Origin of the sequence: Thalassovita taeanensis, assembly GCF_900110775.1 — a bacterium.
GTDB lineage: Bacteria > Pseudomonadota > Alphaproteobacteria > Rhodobacterales > Rhodobacteraceae > Litorimicrobium > Litorimicrobium taeanense.
This window is the reverse complement of sequence record NZ_FOEP01000016.1, coordinates 62,586-84,330: the sequence shown is the minus strand read 5'-3', so window position 1 is coordinate 84,330 and position 21,745 is coordinate 62,586. Positions and strand designations below refer to the sequence as shown.

Sequence of the window (21,745 nt, the reverse complement as noted above, 5' to 3'; positions counted from 1 at the left end):
CGTCACCCTTTTGCGGTGAACTCCGCGATGGCGTCTTCAAAGGTGATCAGCGCACCGCCATTGGCCGAGGCATAGCTCTCCGCGTCGCCCTTGCGCAGGAAGGTGGTGTAGGCGTCGCCGGCCTTGACCCAGAACGCGGTTTTGCCGAAAAGCTTCAGACCCGTCTCAGAGTCATAGACATAGCTGGCGTTCAGTTTGGCCCCGGTCGAGGTCATCTCGGCCAGCGCCGTCAGAAAGGCGGGCATGTCTGGATAGCTCGAGACGCCGTCGCGGGCATGCCAGATCTCCATCGGCAGACCGGCGTTGTTTTCCTTGGGGTCGACGGTCACGGCCTTTTCCGCCTCGTAATCCACACCGAGGTCGGCATAGGCGGCCTTCGCGTAGTCCTCGGTGATCCAGGCGTCGAAATCGAGCGGCGGGATGGCCTTTTCCTTGACCAGAACCTCGTGGTCGAACTTCAGCGCATCGACCCAGGCGGGTTTGATCGTCGGGTCCAGCGTCAGGTGGCCGCCCTTTGAAAAATAGAGATAGAGCACCTCTTTTTCGACACCGGTCCAGCCCTCCATTTCGGTCACGGCCTTCATCGGGTCGGCGCGGATCCATTCCCCGGCCTGGTAGATCGCCTTGATGAACGCCTCGACCACCTCGGGATATTCCTCGGCAAAGTCCTGACGGACGACGACGCCGTGCAGATAGGGCACGCCGGTTTCCGAACCGTCATAGATTTTGCGGCCGGTGCCGCGGAATTCCATGATCTCGGACCAGGGGCAAAAATCGGAATGCGCGTCGATCTTGCCCGCCGCGATGTTGGCAGCGCCCACCGCCGGGCTTTGGTTCTTGAGCACATAGTCTGCGGTCGAGATGTTATTGTCTTGCATCGCCTTGAGCAGCATACCCCAGGCGGCAGAGCCGACCGGGGTCGAGACCTCTTTACCGGTCAGCTGCTCGATGGAATAGATGTCGCTGTCGACGGGCACGACAATGGAATTGCCCGATCCCTTGACGTTATAGCCCGTGCCCGCGACATAAAGCGTGCGCAGACTGTCGGTTTCCTGAAACTTGGCGCCGTTCACGATCAGCGGATAATCCCCCATCACGCCAAAGTTCAGCTTGTTGGCCATCATCTGGTTGGTGATCGGCCCGCCCGAGCTGTAGTCGGCCCAGCTGACGTCATAATCGGCGTCGGCATATTTGCCATCGTGTGGCAGGTTCTTTTCCAGCAAGCCAAGTTCCTTGACCACGATGCCGGCGGTGTAGGTGTCGGTGCACATCGACTGGTGGCCGATGGCGATGGAAATTGTGTCGGCAGAGACCGTGCTCGCCAAGGTCGCCATGGCGGCCGAGATCAGGCTGGTGCGGAGAATTGGAAAGGTCATGTGTCGCTCCTGTCGGATGGGATCAGTTTCTTTTTTCTGTTTGTAGACCCATTATCCGGCGCAACTGGCGATCCTCAAAGCGGCACCGCCGCATTGTGAACGACTGATTCAATGTTTGCCTAATATTTCAACTCAAACTCTGTGGTGTTGCGCGTTTATCTTGCGGAAACACTTCAAAATTGGGGCGGATGTGAGGCGAATCGCAATTTATATTCTATATATATTTCAATGACTTAACTTTAATACTTCGGGCCAAAAAGGACCCCCCAAACCTTGCGGTTCGAGGAGCCTGTTAGTGTTATATTTTTAGTCAGTTCAGGCGGCGGCCTTGTCGATCCGGCCTAGGGCCCAGCGCACGTTCTTGCGCACGTCGGGGTCTGTGTCGTTTTCGAACGGCAGCAGAAAGGCGCGCGTTTCAGGCACCGCCAGCTCGCCCAGAACGGCGGCGCATTCCTTGCGAAGATTGGGCACGTCCAGATCCATCATCGGGCCGATTTGCATCGCCGCCTCGGTTGCGCCAAGCTTGCCCAGCGACCGGACGGCCTTGAGCCGGACCTGCCAGAAATCATCCGTCAGAACCGACCGAAGGGCGGGGACGCAGGACGCGCTGCCGGATTTCGCCAGCGTTTCGGCGGCGGCTTCGCGGACAAGCCATTCGGGGTCTTTCAGCGCGTCGATCAGCGCCTGCTGCGCCGTGTCGGACTTTGAGAACCCCAGCGCGGCAAGTGCTGCCCGGCGCACCGCCGGATCGCTGTCCATCGCTGCCTCGCGCAGGGCCGTCAGTGATGTGTCGTCCTGCAACCAACCGACGACGCCGACCGCCTGTACCCGCACCACCGGCGAGCTATGGGAAAACGCCGTGATAGCGGGCGCCATCGCCTCGGCGCGACGCAGTTCCTTGATGCCGGCAAAGCAGGACAGCAGTTTGAACTCGTCCGAATGGCCCAGATGCGGCAGGATCGCGTCGCCGGCCTTCGGGTCCTTGAGTTCGGTCAGGCTGAGCGCTGCCGCCTCGCGCACCGCCGGATCCGTGTCAGACAGGGCGATGACCAGCGCGGCGGCCGTCATCGGCCCGTCGAACGAGGTCAGCGCAAGCGCTGCCTGTTTGCGCACTCCCGCGTCTGGATCGCTGGTGGCCAACGTCAGATAGGGGATCGCTGCGGGATCGGCGCTGTCGGCCAGGTCGATCACCGCCATGATCCGCGTGCCCGGCGATGGGTCGTCCAAACCCAGGGCCAGATCCGCGATATCGTCGAATTCTTCGAACAAAGCTGTCATCCGGTCCTCACTTCAGCAGATAGGGAAGGTTAACGGTGACGGCGCCAGTGGGGCAGTCCGCCTCACATGGCATGCAGTACCAGCATTCGTCGTACTTCATGTAGGCTGTCTTGGTCCCGTCATCGGTCACGGCGATGCGCAGCACGTCCAGCGGGCAGACATCGACGCAGACCGTGCAGCCCTTGTCGGCGATGCACAGATCCTTGTTGACGGTGACGGGGACGGAGGTGGCGGTTTGAGCCAAGGGCATGAAATATCTCCTTATTCAGCAGCGACAGAGGGATCGACGCGCTGGTTGTAATAGGCGTCCTTCTCCTCGTCCGCGATGTCGACGACGTAGGGCTGCACGGCTTTCTTGGCGTGCGCGGGCTGACCATCGGCCCCCTTGGTCAGGATCGTGTGGCAGAACCAGTTTTCGTCGTCGCGCTCATACTCCACGCGGTTGTGGTACAGCCCCCAGCGGCTTTCGGTGCGATAGAGCGAGGCGGCGGCGGCCATGTCGGCGCAGTCCAGAATTGTCGACGCCTCAAGCGAGCGCATGAGTTCATGGGCGTCGCGGACATACATTCCCTGCTCCATGTCCTCGCGCACTTCGGCAAAGCGTTTCTGCGCCAGCTGCATCTTGGCCGTGACCTTGGGCGGCTGCAGGTAATCGTTCACCAGGCGGCGGGTCTTGTATTCGATCTGGTTCGGCGGAATGCCGTCGTCGCGTTTGGTAGGAGCCAGAACTCGGAGACGTTCGGCTTCGACCTCGGCATGGTCAAATTCGGCGAAGTCCATGTCCTTGATGTAGTCGGCCGCATCCTCTCCGGCAAAGGCGCCGTGGGTGAAGGCGCCCAGCATGTAGTTGTGTGGGACATTGGCCATGTCGCCTGCGGCATAGAGGCCCGCGATCGTGGTGCGGGCGTTTTCGTCGACAAACACGCCGCTGGCAGAGTGACCGGAGCAGAAGCCGATTTCCGAGATGTGCATCTCGATCATCGTCTTGCGATAATCAGTCCCGCGCCCGGCGTGGAAATGGCCGCGCGTGGGGCGTTCCACGATGTGCAGCACGCGCTCGATCTCGGCCACGGTTTCTTCGGCCAAGTGGTTGAGCTTGAGGAACACCGGCCCCTTGCCACCCTGAAGTTCGTCGTAGAATTCCTGCATCATCTGGCCGGACCAGTAGTCGCATTCGATGAACCGCTCACCCGCCGCATTGGCGGTATAGCCGCCCAGCGGGCCGGCGACATAGGCGCAGGCGGGTCCGTTGTAATCCTTGATCAGCGGGTTGATCTGGTAGCATTCCAGGTTCGCAAGGCCCGCGCCGGCATGATAGGCCATCGCATAGCCTTCGCCCGAATTGCTGGCATTCTCGTAGGTGCCATAAAGGTAGCCGCTGGTCGGCAGACCCAGACGGCCCGCAGCCCCCAGCCCCATGATCACCGCCTTGGCACGGACCACCAGAAATTCAGCCGTGCGGGTGTTGACGCAGATCGCGCCCGCAACGCGCCCCTCGCCGGTCAGCAGACGTGTCGCCATATAGCGGTTCACGATGTTGATGCGCGCCTTGCGCAACTGGCGATAGAGCGCCTTTTTCACCGTGTCGCCATTCGGCATCGGCAGGACATAGGTGCCAATGTGGTGGACCTTCTTGACATCGTATTCGCCGTTCTGGTCCTTCTGAAACCGGATGCCAAAGCTGTCGAGTTCCTGGATGATGCCGTAGCATTCCTCGGCATAGCGGTAGACGGCGGCCTGATCGCAGATGCCGTCATTGGCGATGGTGATTTCCTTGGTGTACTGTTCGGGCGTGGCATAGCCTGGGATGACTGAATTGTTCAGCCCGTCCATGCCCATCGAAATCGCGCCCGAGCGTTTCACGTTCGCCTTGTCGAGCAGGACGACATTCGCCTCGGGGTTCTTCTTCTTGGCCTTGAGCGCAGCCATCGGGCCGGCCGTGCCGCCCCCGATCACGAGGATGTCGCAGTCGATCTGCGTCAGTCCGTCCAGTATCTCGTCCATTCTTGGCTCCCTTCGGGTTGCTGAGACCAACCTGCGCCGCAGCGCGGCATGGCCTCTGTCAATTAGTTGTCAAAGCGGTGGCTGAGTTCGCGCAGATACTCGAATGGGTAGATCGCGCGGTCATGGCCGTCTGAAAAATGGACATTCACGCCGCCATGGCCGACCTGCACCAGCGCCGTAATCGCGATATCGGGGATCACGCGGACCGTGCCAAAGTCGATGCGTTCGCGGGTGGAATAGGCATCGCGCGCCTCGCGCCGCAGGATATCGGCGGACAGGGTCGATTCGTGCCCGCCATCCCATCTGATGGTCAGGGCGCGGCAATCCGGGGTTGCGGTAAGGGTGTCGATCATGTCGGGGCCTTTCTGGGGTCATATCGTTCGTTAGCCTCAGAGTGCCGCAGTGCAGAATCTGCCAATAGCAATTTATTGACGGACACCACCGCCGCAGCGCAGCAGAGTCACCTTCAAACAGGGAAGGACACCAGAGATGACCTATGTCGTGACGGACAACTGCATTGGCTGCAAATACACTGACTGCGTGTCGGTCTGCCCGGTGGACTGCTTTTACGAGGGCGAGAACATGTTGGTGATCGACCCGGACGAATGCATCGACTGCGGCGTGTGCGAACCGGAATGCCCGGCAGATGCGATCCGCGCCGACACCGAGGGCGGGATGGAAAAATGGGTTGCCTTTAACGCGAAATACGCAGCCCTCTGGCCCGTCATAACCGAAGCCAAGGAGCCGCTGCCCGAGGCGGATGCGCTGGATGGCCAGTCCGATAAGCTGGAAACGCTGTTTTCCGGCAAGCCCGCCGCTGAAGCCGCCTGAAAGGATTTCCCGCATGAATGTTCAGATTAAACCCGCCGCCAAGGCCCTTCCGGACGCGCAGACTGTCACTTCGGTCCGGCACTGGTCGGACACCTTGTTTTCCTTCCGCGTCACGCGGCCTGCTTCCTTGCGCTTCCGCTCGGGTGAATTCGTGATGATCGGGTTGCTCAAGGACGACGGTAAGCCTTTGCTGCGCGCCTATTCCATCGCCTCGCCCTCTTGGGATGACGAACTCGAATTCTACTCGATCAAGGTGCCCGACGGCCCGCTGACCTCGCGGTTGCAAAAGATCGTCGCAGGGGACAAGATCATGCTGCGCCCGAAACCGGTGGGCACGCTGGTGCATGATGCCTTGCTGCCCGGCAAACGGCTCTGGCTGATCTGCACCGGTACGGGTGTGGCGCCCTTTGCCTCGCTCCTGCGTGATCCCGAAACGTGGGAACACTACGATCAGGTCATTCTGGCCCATACCTGCCGCACGGCCGCGGAACTCGCCTATGGTGCCGAAATTGTCGCTGCCCTGCCAGACGATCCCCTAATCGGAGAGCTGGTGGCAGACAAGCTGCTCTACTACCCAACAACTACGCGCGAATCCTCTGCCCACGAGGGGCGCATCAGCGATCACATCCGCTCGGGTCAGGTGTTCAATACGCTGGGCCTGCATCGGTGGTCCCCGGAAGAGGACCGCGTGATGGTCTGCGGCAATCTCGCCCTGAACAAGGACATCATGGCGCTTTGCGAGGCGGCAGGGCTTGAAGAAGGCGCGAATTCGACGCCGGCGCAATTTGTGGTGGAAAAGGCTTTTCTCGACTGAATTTTCGGGCCGGGGCTTGCCTAAGCGGAGTGTGGCGGAAAACTATACCTGTACTCTTGGCGAAAGCTGCCGTTCATTTTGACCTCTATGTTTTTGGGCTATCTTCAAGGAATTGATTTTATATCAATATGTTTGACGTTCAAAACTGGCTTGGCATAACTGTGCCCGCGTCGAAAATATGACAGCCCGCATCGGTTTAAAACTTGGGCTGCAATAGGCTGGGCGCCGCGATGAAAGTCGCGGCGACTTTTCGTTTCTGCTTCGATCGGGCTTGCCGCGGGTTCTGGGGCTTGCTTGATTTTCGGCGGCTGGTCGCGCAGGTTGCGATAGATGTTGAACGCGTGCAGGACATATGACATTGGATCGGCCCATGGAACACACGCTTCAGAACCGCTCTGTCATCGCTGAAACCGGCCGCGAGGTTCTTCTGATCGAGGCCGAGGCGCTTCATCTTCTGGCGGCGCATCTGCCTGCTGATTTTGAGGCGGTCGTGCAGAAGATCCTGGACTGCAAAGGGCGGGTGATCGTCTCGGGGATCGGGAAATCCGGCCATATCGGGCGCAAAATTTCTGCCACGCTGGCCTCGACCGGGACGCCATCGTATTTCGTTCATGCGTCTGAGGCCAGCCACGGCGATATGGGCATGATCACCCAGGCCGATATCTGCATCCTGATCTCGAACTCGGGCGAAACCCGCGAGTTGAGCGATGTTCTGGCCCACGCAAAACGGTTTTCGATTCCCTTGGTGGCGATTTCCAGCCGCGCCGACAGTACCCTGATGCGGGCGGCCGATCTGCGGCTGTTGCTGCCTGATGCCCCCGAGGCCTGCCCGATGGGGATGGCGCCGACCACCTCGACCACGCTGGCGCTGGCGCTGGGGGATGCGCTCGCGGTGGCGCTGATGAAGGTCCGCAATTTTCAGCCCGAGAATTTTCGGGTGTTTCATCCGGGCGGCAAGCTTGGCGCGCAGTTGGCGACAGTGCAGCAATTGATGCATGCGCAGGATGATCTGCCGCTGGTCGCGTTCGACAGTTCAATGAGCGAGACCCTGCTGGAGATGACCTCGAAAGGGTTCGGCATCGCGGGGGTAGTGCGCGATGGGGCGCTGGCCGGGGTGATCTCGGACGGCGATTTGCGCCGCAATATGGCTGACCTGATGGCGCGCGACGCCGGGCAGGTGGCGACGTTGGCCCCGGTCACGGTGCAACCTGATATTCTCGCAGCTCAGGCGCTGGCCCTGATGAACGAGCGCAAGATTTCGGCGCTGTTTGTGGTCGATGCGCAGGGCGCCCCGATCGGTGTGCTGCATATCCACGACCTGCTGCGCGCAGGGGTCGCCTGAAACCCGTTCCCCGTGGCCGTGCGCCCCGGACCCAACCCTGAGGAAGACGTCATGGAGCAGAAAATCGTAACTGTGGGCGACATCGCCATTGGCGGACAAAACCCGATTTCCCTGATTACCGGGCCGTGCCAGCTTGAAAGCTTGGATCATGCCCGCATGATGGCCGAAAAGATCGCCGAGGCCTGTGCGCCGACCGGCACGCGGTTCATTTTCAAGGCCAGCTATGACAAGGCGAACCGGTCTTCGATCACCACCCAGCGCGGGTTGGGGATGGACGAAGGGCTGACGATCCTGTCCAAAATCCGCGATGAATTCGGCTGTCCGATCCTGACGGACGTGCATGATGCCGCCCAATGCGCCCCGGCGGGCGAGGTGGTAGATGTGATCCAGATCCCGGCTTTTCTGTGCCGACAGACCGATCTTTTGTTGGCTGCGGGCAAGACCGGTTGCGCGATCAATATCAAGAAGGGGCAGTTTTTGGCGCCTTGGGATATGGGCAATGTGGCGGAAAAAGTGGCCTCGACCGGGAATGACAGGATCATGCTGTGCGACCGGGGCACCTCGTTCGGGTATAACACGCTGGTGACGGATTTCCGCGGGCTGCCGATCATGGCGCGCACTGGATATCCGGTGGTTTTTGACGCAACCCACTCGGTGCAGCAGCCCGGCGGGCAGGGCACCACCAGCGGGGGTCAGCGCGAATTCGCACCGGTGCTGGCGCGCGCCGCCTGCGCGGTTGGCGTCTCGGCGCTGTTCATTGAAACGCACCAGGACCCGGATAGCGCGCCCAGCGACGGCCCCAACATGATCCCGGTGGATCAGATGGGCGCGCTGATCAAAACCCTGCGGGCGTTTGACGCGCTGGCCAAAGGAATCTGAGGCTGCTTGGGTTTAGTGGTCAAGCCAGATCGGGTTTGACCACGCGCGCTTGCCCGCCCGGTCCATGATCGTGACACGGATCCAGGGCGAGTTCGCAAACCGGCCCAAGTGTATCTCGGCTTGTGTCATGGCTTGGCCGTGCACCGCCTGCGCGGCTGACCCATGGCCCTGCACGATCACCGCCGACGCGGCGGTGCAATCCACGACAATCGATTTGCCCTGAATATAGACATCGCGGATTTCCGGCCCCTGCGAGGAATAAAACGCGCCCTCTTTGAGCGCGCTCAGCAGCGCCTCGGGGGTGTTTTCGGGCGCCTTGACCATGACCCAGCCGCCAAAGTGATCGGGTTCCGTGAAATGTGCGTCGTCGGTGGCGATCAGGTTCAACTGGCGCCCCTCGGACAGCAGCAGGTCCAGCGTGTGAAACCCGTCGGGGCGGTCACAGCCCATGGCGCAGCCGTGGTTATAAACCTCGACCGCGTGGGCGGCTTCGATGCTGCGGGCGTCGTCCAGTGTCAGGCCGGACCATTGCGGATGCGCGACCACGACATATGCGCCAGCGGCACGGGCGCGGGCGGCGATCTCGGGGCCCGTTTCCATGCCCTCGACCGGGCGGAAATGCGGGGCGTTGGGCGGGGTGAAATCGGCGGGCAGGCCAACGGCCACCATATGCCACAGCTCGCCGTTCTGCATCGCGCCGGAATGAATCTCAGCCCCCAGAATGGTGGTGAAATCTGCATCCCGGAACGGTAGGGTGTCGGCAATAGGATAGCCATAGAGCCCGACAAAGTGGTCGGTCAGCGCAATGAAGTCATAGCCTTCGGCCTTGTAGCGGCGGCAGACTTCGATTGGGTCAAGCGCGCCGTCGGACAGGTTGGAATGGGTATGCAGGTTGCCGCGATAGAACTGGCCGGGGGCCGAGAAGTAATCAGTCATGTGTGGGATCCAGTCGATTTTTCCGCCTTGTCGCAGGGATTTCTGACAAAGGCATGACAGGCGTTGCAGAACTGTCATCTGTGGCGCAGAAAAGGGCGATATGGTTGATCTGTCTTCTCTTCCCCGGCTGCTGGCCGCTGAAAACTGGCCTGCGGCGGAAAAGCTGTTGCGGCGGGCGGCGGGGCATAAAAATGCGCCCGCTCAGGTGTTTTACAATCTGGCCAAGGTGATTGAGGCGCAGGGCGGGGCAGGGCTGTTCTGGCTGAAGCGCGCGGTCCGGGCCGATCCGCGCTATGCCGTGGCGTGGTTCGAACTGGGGCGCGGTCTGATCGACGCACGCGATCTGCCGGGGGCCGAGGCGGCGTTTGCCAAAGCGGCGCTGCTTGACCCCAGCGATGCCGAGGCTTGGCGCAATCTGCTGCGGCTGCGGTTGCGGCTGAGCGACTGGGCGCGCGCGCGCGGCGCGCTGGGGCATCTGCCCGAGGATATGGAAACCCGGCTGGCCGCCTATCGCATCGCGGCCGAACTGGGCGAGGATGTCACTAACCTGCGCGCCGCGCTGTTGGCCGACCCGGCGATCCGGCCCGAGGCGATCAAGGCGCTGACACGCACCGCCAAGGGGCAGGTGCCCCTGCGATTTCCGACGCTTCAGGCGCGATAGGTTTTGCGGTAAAGTCCGGGGGTGCGTTGCAGCGCTTCCTGTATGTCGCGGCTGGTGTCCACGTCAGGCGGGGTCATGGTTGTGACCTCAAGCTCGGGGGCGGCGCGCGGCACGGCGATCACCTGAGCCACGGGCGTGCCCGCGGGCAGGGTGCCGCTGAAATCCGGGTCGGTCCACAGCGCGGGGAAATGCACATATCCCAAGGCAAAGCGGTCGGCGCTGACCACGCCTGACAGGGTCTGGAACGGCAGATCGGCACGGTTCAGCGGATGGGTGAACAGCAGATCCCAGCCCTCAGGCGCCTCAAGTGTCCAGAAATTTGTGAATTTCAGCACCATGTGCCCGCTTAGTCGAAAGGGCGCGCCGGTGGCTTGTTCGGGCACATGCAGCCCGATGGGCGCGCGGGTGATCGGCGCGTCGGGGATATTGGGCGGATCCCAGTCCCAGCTGACCTGCCCGTCGGCGATATGCAGATCGGTGGCCAGCGGGATCATCACCCCCAACGCCAGCGCATCAATGAACGGGGGGCAATGTTTCAGGGTTCTGACCGGCGCGCCACCAAGGCTTTCGGCCTCGACCTCCGACGGCATCGTGCGCAACCAGTCGGGCAGCGCCTGACGGGCAGGCAGCGGGCGCGGCAGCAGCGGATCCAGCAAGGGATGACAACGGGCAATGATCTTCATGCCCGTGTCTTACGCCTTTTCGCGTCGTTGCAGAAGCGCATGTGTGACCGCAAACCCCACGGTCAGCAGGATGATCACCGTGCCCACCGCGTTGATCACCGGCGGGTGGCCATTGGGATTGCGCGCCATCGCCCCGATTTCAGTGGCGAAGGTACAGGCGCCGCCCTTGGCGAACATCGTGGTGTTGTAGTTTTCCATCGAGGCGAGAAAGGCGATCACGGCGGCGGAAATCAGCGCCGGGGCCAGAAACGGCAGGGTGATGCGGAAGAACACCCGCAGCGGCGAGGCCCCCAGATCGGTCGCAGCCTCTTCCAGCTCGACCGGCTGGCGTTGCAGCCGCGCCATCAGGATCAGCATCGGATAGCCCGCAACGAATGTCAGCTGCGCCATCATGATGGTGAACAGTCCGGCATTCACCCCCAGCCGCGCCCAGAACACTAGCGCCGACAGGCCCAGAACAATGCCTGGTGCCAGCATCGGTGACAGCAGCACCCACCACAACAGCCCGCTGGCACGGCTTTGCCAGCGCGTCAGCATCACCGCGCCCGCTAGCCCAAGCAGCAGCGACAGTGGCACCACCACGGCCGACACCCGCAGCGAATTGCCAAAGCAACCGATGAACCGGTCGCGGTCCAGCGCCCGCAGCACCGGATCGGCGCGCAGCGCGTCCTCGGGCATCCAGAAGAACGAATACCACTTGCCGGTCAGCCCGTGCCACTCGGTCACCGACGGCGGCGAAGTATCGTTGAACGAGGTCACCACCATCAGCAGCAGCGGCGTGAACATGAAGCACAAAAACAGCGCCATATAGAGGTTCAGCAGGCGGGCAGAGCTCATTGTACCCTCGCAAAATCTTTCAGGCGGGTGCGCATGATCCACATGAACAGCCCCACGATGATGAAACACACCAGAGTGTAGCCGAAGGAATAGGCCGCCCCGATATTCGAGTTCTCGGATTCGAAGAACTTGTTATAGATCGTCTGACTGAACCATTCCGCCTGCAATCCGCGGCTGATGATGCGCGGCACCGAAAAGGCGCCGGCGGCCAGCATGAAGGTGGCGATACAGCCGACGGCGATGCCGGGTTTGGCGTGCGGGATGATCACCCGGCGGTGCACTTTCCAGGTTGAGGCGCCCAGATCCTTGGCGGCCTCGATCTGATTGCGGTCCAGCGTCGACATCACGTTCAGGATCGGAAACACCATGAACAGTACATAGGTATAGGCGATGACGACAAACACCGTGCCCGGCATCCGGGTGAACTGCACCGGTTCGCTGATTGCGCCCGCCCACAGCAGCAGGCTGTTAATCAGGCCGCGGTTGTCGACGATCGTGGTCCAGGCATAGACCCGCATCAGTTCGACAATTGCATAGGGTACGATCAGCCCCAGCATCAGCCAGATCGCGCGCTCGGGCGAGGTGGCCAGCGCGGCCTTGTACGCGACCGGGTAACAGATCAGCAGCGCGAGTGCCGTGGCAAGGACGGCGAAAAACAGCGTGCGCGCCAGAATGATCAGGCCGATACGCTCGTAAATCTGCCCATCCACCTCAAAGCGCAATCCGACCACGCGGTAGAGCTTTTTGACAAGGCTGGCGTCATCCGCCGCGCGCTGTGCGCCCTCGAACGGGATCAGTGTGGGCGACACGAGCGCCTCGAAATTCGACAGGGTCAGCTTGGTTGTACGCGCCTCCCGCGCCAGAAGATCGCCGCGCAGGGTCTCGGCCAGATCGGCAATCTGCCGGGCCGTGGTGATCTGCTCGGCGATGGGGCCTGTGTTTTCGACCCGGATCAGCGGCAGGTCATAGGTGGTATCCAGAAACGCCGGTTCGCCGCGTTCGCGCACCAAAGGCCGGTGGGTGGTGGCGCGGTCACATTGCAGGACATAGGGCCGCGCCCCGGCGGGGCGCCCGCCGCCGATCGACGGCACGCCCATGCTTTGCGGGCTGGGGCTGGCCATACCAAAGGGGCTGGGAATCGCCATGCCGCCATTGGCAGCGGGGGCATCGGGCGTCTGATATGTCTTCAGCACCGAAATACAGGTCATCGCATCGGCCTTCAGCGCCACTGCGATCGAACTGTCGAGCGAGCGTTTCGGCGCGGTCATCGCGCGTTCCAGCATGGCAAACTGCGGCAGCAGGATCAGCAGCAAGGCCCAGCCCAGAACCGCCAGAACAAAGATCGCCGTCAGCGCCCGGCCATAGCTGCGCAGCAGGTCCTTCATGCGGCCCCCAACTCTTCACGCCCGGTTGCGGCCAGCGGCCCTTCGGGCAGCACAAGCGCGTTTTCGCAGGCAAAGCCGATCTGCGTGGCTTCGCCCGCGCCGATCCCTGTCTGGCCCGAGTTGATCAGATGCATCGCCACCGAATGCCCCGCCGTATCCGTGCGCAGTTGGAAATTGATGAACGCACCTTCCAGATCGCGCCGCTCCAGCCGTGCCGACAATTCGTTGCCAAAGCGGGCGCTGGGGTCGGGGCGTTGAAAGCCGACGTTTTCAGGGCGCACAAACAGGATCGCCGCATCGCCGGGTTTCATCCCGGTCGGGTTGCGGCCCAGAAACCGGCCAAGCGCCGTGTCGACATAGGCCATGTCGCCCTCCAGCGCGGCCACGGTCCCGGCAAAGCGGTTGACCTCGCCGACGAACGACGCGGCAAAGGCGGTGGCAGGGGCGGAATATACCTCGTCGCCGGTGCCTACCTGTTCGATCCGGCCCGCGTTCATCACGGCAATCCGGTCCGACATCGTCAGCGCCTCGGATTGGTCATGAGTGATATAGATGAAGGTCACGCCCGTCTGTTGCTGGATCGCGCGCAGCTCGGCGCGCATGTGCTGGCGCAGCTTCAGGTCCAGCGCCGACAGCGGTTCATCCAGCAGCAAAACCGAGGGCTCGACCGCCAAGGCGCGGGCGATAGCCACGCGTTGACGCTGCCCGCCGGAAAGCTCGGTGGGTTTCTTGTCGGCCTGATCGGCCAGCGCCACCATGGCCAGCAATTCCTCGGCACGGGCAGTGCGCTGCGCCTTGCCGATGCCGCGTGCCTCAAGGCCGAAGGCGACGTTTTCGCGCACGCTCATTAGCGGAAACAGCGCGAGGTTTTGAAAAATCAAGGCGGTGGGGCGCTGGTTCGGGGTCGTGCCCATCTGGTCCTGCCCACCGATCAGGATCCGCCCGGCGCTGGGGTCGACAAAGCCCGACACCGCGCGCAGGATCGTGGTCTTGCCACAGCCCGACGGCCCGAGGATCGAAAAGAACTCGCCCGCGCGAATGGTCAGGTCGGTTGGGTGAACCGCGGTAAACCCGTTCGGATAGGTGACCTGCATCTGGTCCAGAACTACATCCATGCCGCGCATCATCTGCCCCCGTCAGTCAAGAGAACCGGGGGCCGCCCGTGGCCGGACCGCCCCCGAAAATCGAATGTTCCGCGCCACCAGATTAGGGGCGGCGCGGAGAAAATCAGGCGTTGGTGATCAGTTCGACCACTTCGTTGCGCACGGGCGCAAAGAACGGCGTGTCGGCCTGCCACCACCACATGTTGCCCAGAACTTCGGTGGTGTAGACTTCGTTGAACTGTGCCTTGAACTCGTCGCTGGCGAAATCAGCGGCCCCGGCCACGGCCGAGTTATAGCCGGTGTTGTTGGCGAACATGCCGCCGACTTCTGGCTGAAGCATGAAGTTCATGAAGGCGACCGCCTGATCGGGGTTGGCAGCCTGTTTCAGCATCCCGAAGCTGTCGAGCCAGGTGATGATGCCCTCTTTCGGCGCGCGGTAAACGAAATCGGCGTTTTCGCGGTTCAGCAGCAGGCCGGTGGTGTCCCAGGTCTGACCGATGATGCAGCCCGCGTCCTTGAAGGCTGCAGTGGCCTCGGTCGCGTTGTTCCAGAAGGCACCGAAGTTTTCCTTATGCGCAACGATCCACTGCGCGACAGCGGTGAACACGCGGCGGGCGTCTTCTTCGGATTTGTATACGTCCAGCATGCGGTTCGACGGCACGTCGCCGGTCGCATCCAGATACAGGCCAACGCCCATGATCACCGACTTCTGGCGGAAGGCGGCCTTGCCGACGGTCTCGGGGCGGAACAGGTCGCCATATGACAGGTCGCTGTCCGCAATGTTCAGCGCGCCACGGTTCAGGGTCAAGCCCTCCGTGCCCCAGTCGAACGGCAGCAGGATCTGCTCGCCATTGTGCTGACCGCCCAGACCGGCGCTGTCACGCAGGAACGACGGGATCACGGCATCCATGTGCACGGCGGCGGGAACGGCGGCGAAGAAGCTGTCGCCGTTGTCATCCAGATACCCGGCGGCATTGGTGATCGACGGGAAGACAACATCAAAGCCTTTGCCGCCATTGGCGCGGATCGTCGATTCCGCTTCGTCGTTCGACCCGAACGTTGTCAGTTCCAGCTTGATGCCGGTGTCAGCCTCGAATTTCTCGGCGATGTTTGGCTGGATGTAATCCTGCCAGGCCAGAACCTTGACCGAGCCGGACGAGGCCAGCGCATCAGTGGCCCGCAGAACCAGCGGAGCCGCCAGAGCAGCGGTGGAAAGTTGCAGTGCGGTACGGCGCGTGATGTTCATAGAATGTCCCCTTGGTGGCGCCAATCGCGGCGCTATGTTGCTTGCGCTGCGATAGAGGGGCGCTGTAACAGTTGGGTGACGATTTTCTGACCGTTTGGTAAACGAGGGCGGCGCCGGTGGCCTAGAGGGTGGGCGTGATCCGCACCAGATGATTGTCAAATCCGTCGGTATGCCGCACGCGCCATTCGCGGGTTGTGATGGCAACCGCATCGACATCGCCGGTGCCCGACGTGGTCATGAACCCGGCAGGACCATCGCTGAGCCCGCAGACGTCGTCGGCCCAATACGATCCGGCGTAGTCGCCGGTCTCGGCTTGAAATACCTGCACCTGCCCACCGCGCGGTGATGTGATGCCCAGCAACGTGCCATCCGCGCAGAACGACACGCTCCCGGCATAGCGTTCCATAGCGCGGTGCGGCGCGTCGGGGGCCTGAAGATACTGAACTGTCCCATCCGGGCGGCGCAGGCCCAGCAGGGGCGGGGCCATGCTGGTGTCGCCCTGCCATTGCATCGCAAACCCCACGGTGCCGTCCCCGCGCAGCGCCAGATGGCGGATCGAGTTCAAGTGCAGCGCCGGGTCAGGTTCGACCTGATCCAGCACCTCGCCAGTGAAGGACAGAAAGCTGAGGTTGGGGCGCATCGTGGGCAGGTTCAGCTTGGCTCGCCCCGAATCCGGGTGGGTTTCGATCCCGCCATTGGCCACGGCCAAAGTCTCCGCGCCCGGCATCAGCCGGATGTCATGCGGGCCGATTCCGTGTGATTTGAACGCGCCAATGCGGCGATATCCGGCAGTTACATCCCAGATTCCGATCATGCCGGTCGCGGTCTCATAGGCATTTTCCGAGGTGAATAGCAGCGATCCGTCACGCGAAAACGCGCCGTGACCATAGAAATGATGCCCCTCGGCACTGTCCAGCCGCGCCTTGAGCTGACCCGTCGCGCAGTCGATCACCAGCGCAAAGGTGCCGGGGCGGCGGGCAAATGCCACAGCCTCGGGCCGGGTGGGGTGGGCCGCGGCGGCGTGACCACGACCGGGCAGCGGCACACGAAACGCCTCGGCGCCATAGCTGTCCAGCCCGATCAGGCTGAACAATCCGTCCGGCTGCCGCGCTGCGGCCAGATAACTTGGGCTGCCCGCATCGGCCCATGACCGTTTGGGCACCAGCCCCGCCGCGATCAGCCCTGCGATGAATCCGCGACGCGTAGCCATGTCAGTCTCCGTCCATTGCATTGAACCCGGCACTAACGCCAAGGGTGGGTCCGAGGTCCGACAGCAGAACCTCGCGCAGGTGATCAATAGATTGCTGAAGGATTTCGATCCGGAACCGCAGCAGCGGATCGGAGACGCCCGCGAAAATCGGATCGTCCAGCGCGGTGGCCTTGGCCAGCGTGTCGTCGAATGTGGCGGTCAGGCGGGCGTTCAGCGCGGTATCCGGCCCGGCCAGTCGCAGCGCCATATCCCGCGTTGCGGTCAGCGACAGGATCACTTGGTGCAGCGAGCGGCCAGAGCGGCGCAGTTCAGCCCGCTTCGGGCGTGGTTTGTCAAACGTCCCAAGCGGGCGCCCCAGCCGATTTTCCGAAGTGACCTGCAACCCGGTGGTGACAGCCTTGAACAACTCGCGCAGCACTTCGTCTTGGGCATGGTACAGGCTGTCGGGGTGGGGCGACAGCATCAGACCGGCATAATGGTCGCGCCAATCGGTCAGGATATCTGCCGAGGTTGCGGCGATATCCCGGCTGATGGCCCGGATCAGCGCACAGCGATAGGTTGGCGTGCCCATCGTCTCAAAGGTCGGGTCATACAGTAGGAATTCCAGCGCATAAAATCCGCGCGCGGCGATCGACACGGTGGCAAAGCTGTCGGGGCTGGCAACCGCCTGATCCTCGGCGCGGATCAGGTTGCCCAGCGACTTGGGCGTCGCCCCGCGCGGATCGGGCCAGAACGCCAGAGCGAACGCCCGGTCCTGAACCTCGGTCGGACCAAAGCGCAGATGGCTGACCCCCATCCAGGCATCAAACGCGGTGGTATAGGCCTGTCGCAGCGGGTCGGCGGCGGTGCAGTCGGCCTCGGCCTGTTGTGCCAGCGCGGCGGTTGTGTCCGCCAGCGCCTCGAAGCCGGGCAGGATGTGGTGATCGACCACGTCGCGGATCCGGTCGCCATGATCCTGCGCAGGCAGGGATGTCGGCAGGATCAGCAGAAAAAGCAGGATAAGACGGCGCATGTTACAGGCTTTCCAGATATCGGATCAGGGCATCGCGGTCGGATTTGGGCATGTCGCGGACGGTGTCGCGCATCGGTTCGGCTTCGCCACCATGCCACAGGATTGCCTCAAGCAAGCTGCGGGCACGGCCATCGTGCAGGAAATAGCTGTGGCCGCTGACGGTTTCGGTCATGCCGATCCCCCAAAGCGGCGGCGTGCGCCATTCGGTGCCGGTCGCGCGCGCCTCGGGGCGGTGATCGGCCAGACCTTCGCCCATGTCGTGCAGCAACAAATCGGTATAGGGCCAGATCAACTGAAAGCTTTGGGCGACAGTGCCCTCAAGCCGATGGGTCACGAATTTCGGCGTATGGCACGAGACGCAGCCGGTGTCATAGAACACCTGCTTGCCGTGCAGCACGGTCGGATCCTCGGGGTCACGCCGGGCGGGCACGGCAAGGTTGCGGCTGTAGAATGTCACCAGATCCAGCCCCTGCTGGTCGATCTCGGTATTGGCTTCGCCGCCATCCGCGCCATGTGCCGCACGGCGGCAATCGGGCTCGGCGGCGGTGCATTCGCCCCACGCATCGGGGAACAGCGGGCTTGAGATCCCGATATCGCCGGAAAAGGCCGCCGCAGATTGATGGCGAATGGTTGGTGCCCCGGCCTTCAGGCCAAACCGGCCCAGCATCGGGCGGTCAAATTCCTTGGACCAGACAACGTTGGGGCGCCCGGAAATACCGTCGCCGTCCTGATCGTCGGGGTCAGCCCCGGCCAGAATATCCGCCGCAGGGATCGCTTCCAACAACCCAAGGCCGATCATCTGCGGCGCAACACGCGGCGAAAGCATCGCATTGGGATCAAGCGGGCCATAGCCCAGATTGACGGCACGATAGGTTGGCTTGCGCAGGGTGGCGGTTTCGCCATCCGATAGCGCGACCTCGACCGGCTCATAGGTGATTTCAAGCTGGTATTCGGCCTTGTGCCCGGCGTTGGAAAACTCCTGCAACTGCAAGCCATAGGTCGGGTCGGGCCGGGTCGCGATATAGTCTTCGATTTCGGCGATGCGGTCGGCCTCGGTCCCCGGTACCGAAATGCGCAGGAACATCGAGGTGGCGCCATCGTCTGCGCCCTCGGGTGGGTGGCCGCGCCCGTCTTTCAGGTGGCAGCGCTGGCACGAGCGCGCATTGTAAAGCGGCCCCAAACCATCCGACGCGCGGGTCGAAGACGGGGACGAGACCCAGATTTTGCGAAACAGCCCGTCGCCGACCTTGAAGGTCAGCTCGCCGTCGAAACCGATATTGGCAGAGGGTTGCGAAAATGCATCGCCATTGGCGTGAACCCGCACTGTCGCCGCACCTGCTGGATTGCTTTCAAACCGTTCGGCCTTGGTGAAATCCGTTGTCGGGGCCGTGACCTTGGATATGCGCGCGGCCTCTGACGCGGTGCGCGGCACCACGGGCAGGTGCGGGTCATCAAGCGTGGGTAAACCGGAGGTTGCCCCGACCGGACAAGCGGTCAGCGCAACGGTCAATGTCAAGGCTGCCGGGCAAAGCGCACGCGCCCGCCCCGGCAGAGTGTGTAGAAAAGAGGGGCTGGCGTTGCGCATCTTGCTGGCAATCCTCGTGCGTCGTATCTTGCGTTTGGGTCCCCGTGGCCCGTGGCCCGTGGTCCGGGGGGGGGGTTATTCGAAAACCGCGCCGGGGTTATCAAGGCTGTCGGAGCCTTCGAACTCAATCTGATCCAGCCCGAGCGTGCTCACAACCCGTTCGATGGACCGGGTTTGATCGATCAGGCCATTCACGCCCGCCATGATCAGCGCCTCGCCCGCAGCATTGCCACGCTCAAGCATCTGGTCATAGGAAAATCCGGCCTCGGCTGCGGTCTTGATCTGGCCCAACGCCACCATGGTCTGTGTCAGCTTGGTGCGCATTTCCGCATCCAGCGCCGGGTCGGTGGCTTGCACCAGATCCGAAACAGATGCCCCGCTGACCTCTGTGCCATCCACCCGGACATAGCTGCCAAGATAAGCGGCCTGAATGCCCAGTCCGTCGTAATAGTGGCTGTTGTGGCTGTTGTCCGAGAAGCAGTCATGCTCTTCCTCGGGGTCGTTCAGCATCAGGCCAAGCCGCATCCGCTGACCGGCCTGCTCACCATAGGACATGCTGCCCATGCCGGTCAGGATTGCCGACAACCCGCGTGTGGTATCTTCGGTCACATAGGTGCGAGCGGCGCCATCGGCGGCCCATTGTGCGGTGATCCATTCCAGATCGCTGATCAACAGTTCGGTCGCCGCCTTCAGATAATCCGCACGCCGGTCACACGGCGCGTTGGTGCAGGCCTCGCCACTGGCATAATCGGTCCAGCTGCGTTTTCCGGCGCCATGGGCAAACCCGTTCAGATCCTGTCCCCAAAGCAGAAATTCAATCGCGTGATATCCGGTTGCGACATTGGCCTCGATCCCGTCGGCTTCCTGAAGGGTCTCTTCCAGCAGGGCAGGGGTGATCTTGGTCGCATCAACAGTGGTGCCGGACAGCGTGAAGCTGGGGTTGGCGATGACGTTCAGCGTGGCAAACGCGTTCTCGTCGGACGGCCCGCCATAGCTGGCATCGACATAGTCGATCAGGCCTTCGTCCAGCGGCCATGCGTTGACCTTGCCTTCCCAGTCATCCACCAGCGGGTTGCCAAAGCGATAGGCTTCAGTTTGCTGATAGGGAACGCGCGCTGCCAGCCAAGCCGATTTCGCCGCCTCAAGCGCTTCGGCCGACGGGGTCGCGATCAGCGCCTCAACAGCATCCTGCAGACGAAGCGCGGTAGTCAGGCTATCGGCGTATTTCGCCTCGGCGATATTGGCATAGGTATCCAGAACCGCCGCCTTGTCGGTCGCCATCGCGGACGTTGCGAAAAGTGTTGCGAGTGTTGTTGTGGATAGAAGTCTGATCATATCTGGCATCCCTGATGTGCAAGTTTCCGGGCTTCCCCGGCGAGTCGCCCTGGGTGGCTGGATTGCGCCATACCTGACAAAATGATTCAACAATGTCAATCCGAGTATTCCGAGTAAATTACTAGGAAAGAAGCCCCCCCCAAAAAAACGCCCACCCTCAGGCCGCCTTTCTATCACCCCTGTGCCGCCCATAGATATGCGGCATAGCCGACCAGAACGGCCAAGCCTGTCCATCGCCCGATAACCGGGCGGGTCAGCAGCAGGGCGGCAAGACCCACAGACACCGCGATCATGATCGGCAGGTCGAAGCCAAGGAACCGCTCGGCCACGGGAACCGGGGCAATCACTGCGGTGACGCCAAGGATGCCCAACACGTTGAAGATGTTCGACCCGATGACGTTTCCGATGGCAATCTCGGACTGCCGCCGAAACGCCGCGATGACAGAGGTCGCCAGTTCGGGAAGGGACGTGCCCACCGCGACGATTGTCAGGCCGATAAATGCCTCGGAAACGCCGAACCCCCGCGCGATCGAAACCGCGCCGTCCACCAGAAAACGCGCGCCAAACATCAGCGCCACAAGCCCCACGACCACCCACAGCCCGGATACCAGAACAGAGGCAGAGGGCGGCAGGTCGAGGGTGTCTGTGACGGCTTCACCAGGCTGGCGATAGGCCCAGATCAAATAGCCCGCAAGGCAGGCCACCAGCAACCCGCCGGAAACCCGTCCGATCTGACCCAAGGCGAAGATCGGAACCAATGCAACCGCCGCCGCAACCATGACCGCAGTGTCCCGGCGAAGCGTGGCCCCCGAAACACGGATCGGCCACACGAGGCTTGTGATCCCGACGATCAGCAGGACGTTGGCGATGTTCGATCCGATGATATTGCCAACAGCGATGTCCGGCACTCCGCGCAAGGCCGCATCGACCGACACCAGAAGCTCTGGTGTGGAGGTCCCGAACCCCACCACCGTAAGGCCGATCAAAAGCGGTGGAATCGCCAAGCGCCGTGCGATTCCGACGCTGCCGCGCACCAACGCCTCGCCGCCAAGGAACAGACCGACCAATCCGGCCAAGACATAGAAGTAATCCAATTCAGCGATCCTCGCAGGTGGGTGATCCACCCCACGTGAATATGGGGATTGCGATGATACGGAAACCAGCCCCAGGCGTCGGATTTATCGAATAAATTTTTGCTCTCTCCGGCGCGAAGCTTGGACCATCCAAT

Annotated in this window: 22 protein-coding genes; 5 read left to right on the top strand and 17 right to left on the bottom strand. The window is 62.3% G+C overall.

Features of this window, described 5'->3' with window-relative positions; all coding sequences use genetic code 11:
• Positions 1-2: 2 nt before the first annotated feature.
• The 5 genes from BSF79_RS17005 to BSF79_RS16985 form a co-directional block, all read right to left on the bottom strand.
• On the bottom strand, positions 3-1,376 hold the full coding sequence (locus BSF79_RS17005; protein ID WP_090271028.1) for an ABC transporter substrate-binding protein: 1,374 nt from the start codon (positions 1,374-1,376) through the stop codon (positions 3-5).
• A 315-nt stretch (positions 1,377-1,691) separates the two neighbouring features.
• Positions 1,692-2,654 (bottom strand): HEAT repeat domain-containing protein, encoded by a 963-nt coding sequence (locus BSF79_RS17000; protein ID WP_090271027.1) that lies wholly within the window; start codon positions 2,652-2,654, stop codon positions 1,692-1,694.
• A gap of 7 nt (positions 2,655-2,661) precedes the next feature.
• Positions 2,662-2,904 (bottom strand): 4Fe-4S dicluster domain-containing protein, encoded by a 243-nt coding sequence (locus BSF79_RS16995; RefSeq protein ID WP_090271026.1) that lies wholly within the window; start codon positions 2,902-2,904, stop codon positions 2,662-2,664.
• 11 nt (positions 2,905-2,915) lie between these two features.
• On the bottom strand, positions 2,916-4,658 hold the full coding sequence (locus BSF79_RS16990; RefSeq protein WP_090271025.1) for a fumarate reductase/succinate dehydrogenase flavoprotein subunit: 1,743 nt from the start codon (positions 4,656-4,658) through the stop codon (positions 2,916-2,918).
• 62 nt (positions 4,659-4,720) lie between these two features.
• Complete coding sequence (locus BSF79_RS16985) at positions 4,721-5,011, bottom strand: gamma-butyrobetaine hydroxylase-like domain-containing protein (protein WP_090271024.1); 291 nt, start codon at positions 5,009-5,011, stop codon at positions 4,721-4,723.
• A 136-nt stretch (positions 5,012-5,147) separates the two neighbouring features.
• On the opposite strand from BSF79_RS16985, the gene fdxA reads away from it, so the two are divergent.
• Positions 5,148-5,489, top strand: coding sequence for a ferredoxin FdxA (gene fdxA, locus BSF79_RS16980; RefSeq protein WP_090271023.1), 342 nt, complete (start codon positions 5,148-5,150; stop codon positions 5,487-5,489).
• Between the two features lie 13 nt (positions 5,490-5,502).
• Positions 5,503-6,303: a ferredoxin--NADP reductase gene (locus tag BSF79_RS16975; protein ID WP_090271022.1), complete on the top strand. Its 801-nt coding sequence runs from the start codon at positions 5,503-5,505 to the stop codon at positions 6,301-6,303.
• Between the two features lie 104 nt (positions 6,304-6,407).
• Here BSF79_RS16975 and BSF79_RS19575 read toward each other — a convergent pair whose 3' ends face one another.
• Positions 6,408-6,662 (bottom strand): hypothetical protein, encoded by a 255-nt coding sequence (locus BSF79_RS19575; RefSeq protein ID WP_139246478.1) that lies wholly within the window; start codon positions 6,660-6,662, stop codon positions 6,408-6,410.
• An 11-nt stretch (positions 6,663-6,673) separates the two neighbouring features.
• Between BSF79_RS19575 and BSF79_RS16970 the strand changes: the two genes are divergently transcribed.
• Both BSF79_RS16970 and kdsA read left to right on the top strand, forming a co-directional pair.
• Positions 6,674-7,645: a KpsF/GutQ family sugar-phosphate isomerase gene (locus BSF79_RS16970; protein WP_217650096.1), complete on the top strand. Its 972-nt coding sequence runs from the start codon at positions 6,674-6,676 to the stop codon at positions 7,643-7,645.
• Between the two features lie 51 nt (positions 7,646-7,696).
• A complete protein-coding gene (gene kdsA / locus BSF79_RS16965) occupies positions 7,697-8,524 on the top strand; it encodes a 3-deoxy-8-phosphooctulonate synthase (RefSeq protein WP_090271020.1) in 828 nt (275 codons plus the stop codon).
• 12 nt (positions 8,525-8,536) lie between these two features.
• Here the strand turns inward: kdsA and BSF79_RS16960 are convergent, their stop codons facing one another.
• Positions 8,537-9,460: a PHP domain-containing protein gene (locus BSF79_RS16960; RefSeq protein WP_090271049.1), complete on the bottom strand. Its 924-nt coding sequence runs from the start codon at positions 9,458-9,460 to the stop codon at positions 8,537-8,539.
• Between the two features lie 100 nt (positions 9,461-9,560).
• Here BSF79_RS16960 and BSF79_RS16955 point away from each other — a divergent pair, with 100 nt between their 5' ends.
• The gene (locus BSF79_RS16955) at positions 9,561-10,121 is read left to right on the top strand and encodes a tetratricopeptide repeat protein (RefSeq protein ID WP_090271019.1); all 561 of its coding nucleotides are present in this window, start codon (positions 9,561-9,563) and stop codon (positions 10,119-10,121) included.
• Here the strand turns inward: BSF79_RS16955 and BSF79_RS16950 are convergent.
• From BSF79_RS16950 to BSF79_RS16905, 10 genes are all read right to left on the bottom strand, one after another.
• The gene (locus BSF79_RS16950; protein WP_090271018.1) at positions 10,109-10,804 is read right to left on the bottom strand and encodes a hypothetical protein; all 696 of its coding nucleotides are present in this window, start codon (positions 10,802-10,804) and stop codon (positions 10,109-10,111) included. The genes BSF79_RS16955 and BSF79_RS16950 overlap by 13 nt on opposite strands.
• A 9-nt stretch (positions 10,805-10,813) precedes the next feature.
• Complete coding sequence (locus BSF79_RS16945; protein ID WP_090271017.1) at positions 10,814-11,641, bottom strand: ABC transporter permease; 828 nt, start codon at positions 11,639-11,641, stop codon at positions 10,814-10,816.
• Positions 11,638-13,026, bottom strand: a complete 1,389-nt coding sequence (locus BSF79_RS16940; protein ID WP_090271016.1) for an ABC transporter permease — start codon at positions 13,024-13,026, stop codon at positions 11,638-11,640. The genes BSF79_RS16945 and BSF79_RS16940 overlap by 4 nt, the downstream gene beginning before the upstream one ends.
• On the bottom strand, positions 13,023-14,153 hold the full coding sequence (locus BSF79_RS16935; protein WP_217650095.1) for an ABC transporter ATP-binding protein: 1,131 nt from the start codon (positions 14,151-14,153) through the stop codon (positions 13,023-13,025). The genes BSF79_RS16940 and BSF79_RS16935 overlap by 4 nt, the downstream gene beginning before the upstream one ends.
• Positions 14,154-14,253: 100 nt before the next feature.
• Entirely contained in the window at positions 14,254-15,375 is a 1,122-nt protein-coding gene (locus tag BSF79_RS16930) for an extracellular solute-binding protein (RefSeq protein WP_090271015.1), read from the bottom strand.
• Between the two features lie 121 nt (positions 15,376-15,496).
• The gene (locus tag BSF79_RS16925) at positions 15,497-16,585 is read right to left on the bottom strand and encodes a DUF1513 domain-containing protein (RefSeq protein ID WP_090271014.1); all 1,089 of its coding nucleotides are present in this window, start codon (positions 16,583-16,585) and stop codon (positions 15,497-15,499) included.
• 1 nt (position 16,586) lies between these two features.
• Entirely contained in the window at positions 16,587-17,597 is a 1,011-nt protein-coding gene (locus tag BSF79_RS16920; protein ID WP_090271013.1) for an imelysin family protein, read from the bottom strand.
• A 1-nt stretch (position 17,598) separates the two neighbouring features.
• A complete protein-coding gene (locus tag BSF79_RS16915; protein ID WP_090271012.1) occupies positions 17,599-19,182 on the bottom strand; it encodes a di-heme oxidoreductase family protein in 1,584 nt (527 codons plus the stop codon).
• Positions 19,183-19,257: 75 nt separating this feature from the next.
• Positions 19,258-20,517 (bottom strand): imelysin family protein, encoded by a 1,260-nt coding sequence (locus BSF79_RS16910; RefSeq protein ID WP_090271047.1) that lies wholly within the window; start codon positions 20,515-20,517, stop codon positions 19,258-19,260.
• A 173-nt stretch (positions 20,518-20,690) separates the two neighbouring features.
• On the bottom strand, positions 20,691-21,611 hold the full coding sequence (locus BSF79_RS16905) for a calcium/sodium antiporter (protein ID WP_090271011.1): 921 nt from the start codon (positions 21,609-21,611) through the stop codon (positions 20,691-20,693).
• Between the last annotated feature and the right edge of the window lie 134 nt (positions 21,612-21,745).

Excerpts from the sequence above, each read along its gene's own strand:
- BSF79_RS16940 (WP_090271016.1), bottom strand. The coding sequence starts at position 13,026 with ATGAAGGACCTGCTGCGCAGCTATGGCCGGGCGCTGACGGCGATCTTT.
- kdsA (WP_090271020.1), top strand. The coding sequence starts at position 7,697 with ATGGAGCAGAAAATCGTAACTGTGGGCGACATCGCCATTGGCGGACAA.
- BSF79_RS17005 (WP_090271028.1), bottom strand. The coding sequence starts at position 1,376 with ATGACCTTTCCAATTCTCCGCACCAGCCTGATCTCGGCCGCCATGGCG.
- BSF79_RS16920 (WP_090271013.1), bottom strand. The coding sequence starts at position 17,597 with ATGCGCCGTCTTATCCTGCTTTTTCTGCTGATCCTGCCGACATCCCTG.
- BSF79_RS16930 (WP_090271015.1), bottom strand. The coding sequence starts at position 15,375 with ATGAACATCACGCGCCGTACCGCACTGCAACTTTCCACCGCTGCTCTG.
- BSF79_RS16990 (WP_090271025.1), bottom strand. The coding sequence starts at position 4,658 with ATGGACGAGATACTGGACGGACTGACGCAGATCGACTGCGACATCCTC.
- BSF79_RS16970 (WP_217650096.1), top strand. The coding sequence starts at position 6,674 with ATGGAACACACGCTTCAGAACCGCTCTGTCATCGCTGAAACCGGCCGC.
- BSF79_RS16925 (WP_090271014.1), bottom strand. The coding sequence starts at position 16,585 with ATGGCTACGCGTCGCGGATTCATCGCAGGGCTGATCGCGGCGGGGCTG.
- BSF79_RS16985 (WP_090271024.1), bottom strand. The coding sequence starts at position 5,011 with ATGATCGACACCCTTACCGCAACCCCGGATTGCCGCGCCCTGACCATC.
- BSF79_RS17000 (WP_090271027.1), bottom strand. The coding sequence starts at position 2,654 with ATGACAGCTTTGTTCGAAGAATTCGACGATATCGCGGATCTGGCCCTG.
- BSF79_RS19575 (WP_139246478.1), bottom strand. The coding sequence starts at position 6,662 with ATGTCATATGTCCTGCACGCGTTCAACATCTATCGCAACCTGCGCGAC.
- BSF79_RS16955 (WP_090271019.1), top strand. The coding sequence starts at position 9,561 with ATGGTTGATCTGTCTTCTCTTCCCCGGCTGCTGGCCGCTGAAAACTGG.
- BSF79_RS16975 (WP_090271022.1), top strand. The coding sequence starts at position 5,503 with ATGAATGTTCAGATTAAACCCGCCGCCAAGGCCCTTCCGGACGCGCAG.
- BSF79_RS16945 (WP_090271017.1), bottom strand. The coding sequence starts at position 11,641 with ATGAGCTCTGCCCGCCTGCTGAACCTCTATATGGCGCTGTTTTTGTGC.
- BSF79_RS16960 (WP_090271049.1), bottom strand. The coding sequence starts at position 9,460 with ATGACTGATTACTTCTCGGCCCCCGGCCAGTTCTATCGCGGCAACCTG.
- BSF79_RS16935 (WP_217650095.1), bottom strand. The coding sequence starts at position 14,153 with ATGATGCGCGGCATGGATGTAGTTCTGGACCAGATGCAGGTCACCTAT.
- fdxA (WP_090271023.1), top strand. The coding sequence starts at position 5,148 with ATGACCTATGTCGTGACGGACAACTGCATTGGCTGCAAATACACTGAC.
- BSF79_RS16915 (WP_090271012.1), bottom strand. The coding sequence starts at position 19,182 with ATGCGCAACGCCAGCCCCTCTTTTCTACACACTCTGCCGGGGCGGGCG.
- BSF79_RS16910 (WP_090271047.1), bottom strand. The coding sequence starts at position 20,517 with ATGATCAGACTTCTATCCACAACAACACTCGCAACACTTTTCGCAACG.
- BSF79_RS16995 (WP_090271026.1), bottom strand. The coding sequence starts at position 2,904 with ATGCCCTTGGCTCAAACCGCCACCTCCGTCCCCGTCACCGTCAACAAG.
- BSF79_RS16950 (WP_090271018.1), bottom strand. The coding sequence starts at position 10,804 with ATGAAGATCATTGCCCGTTGTCATCCCTTGCTGGATCCGCTGCTGCCG.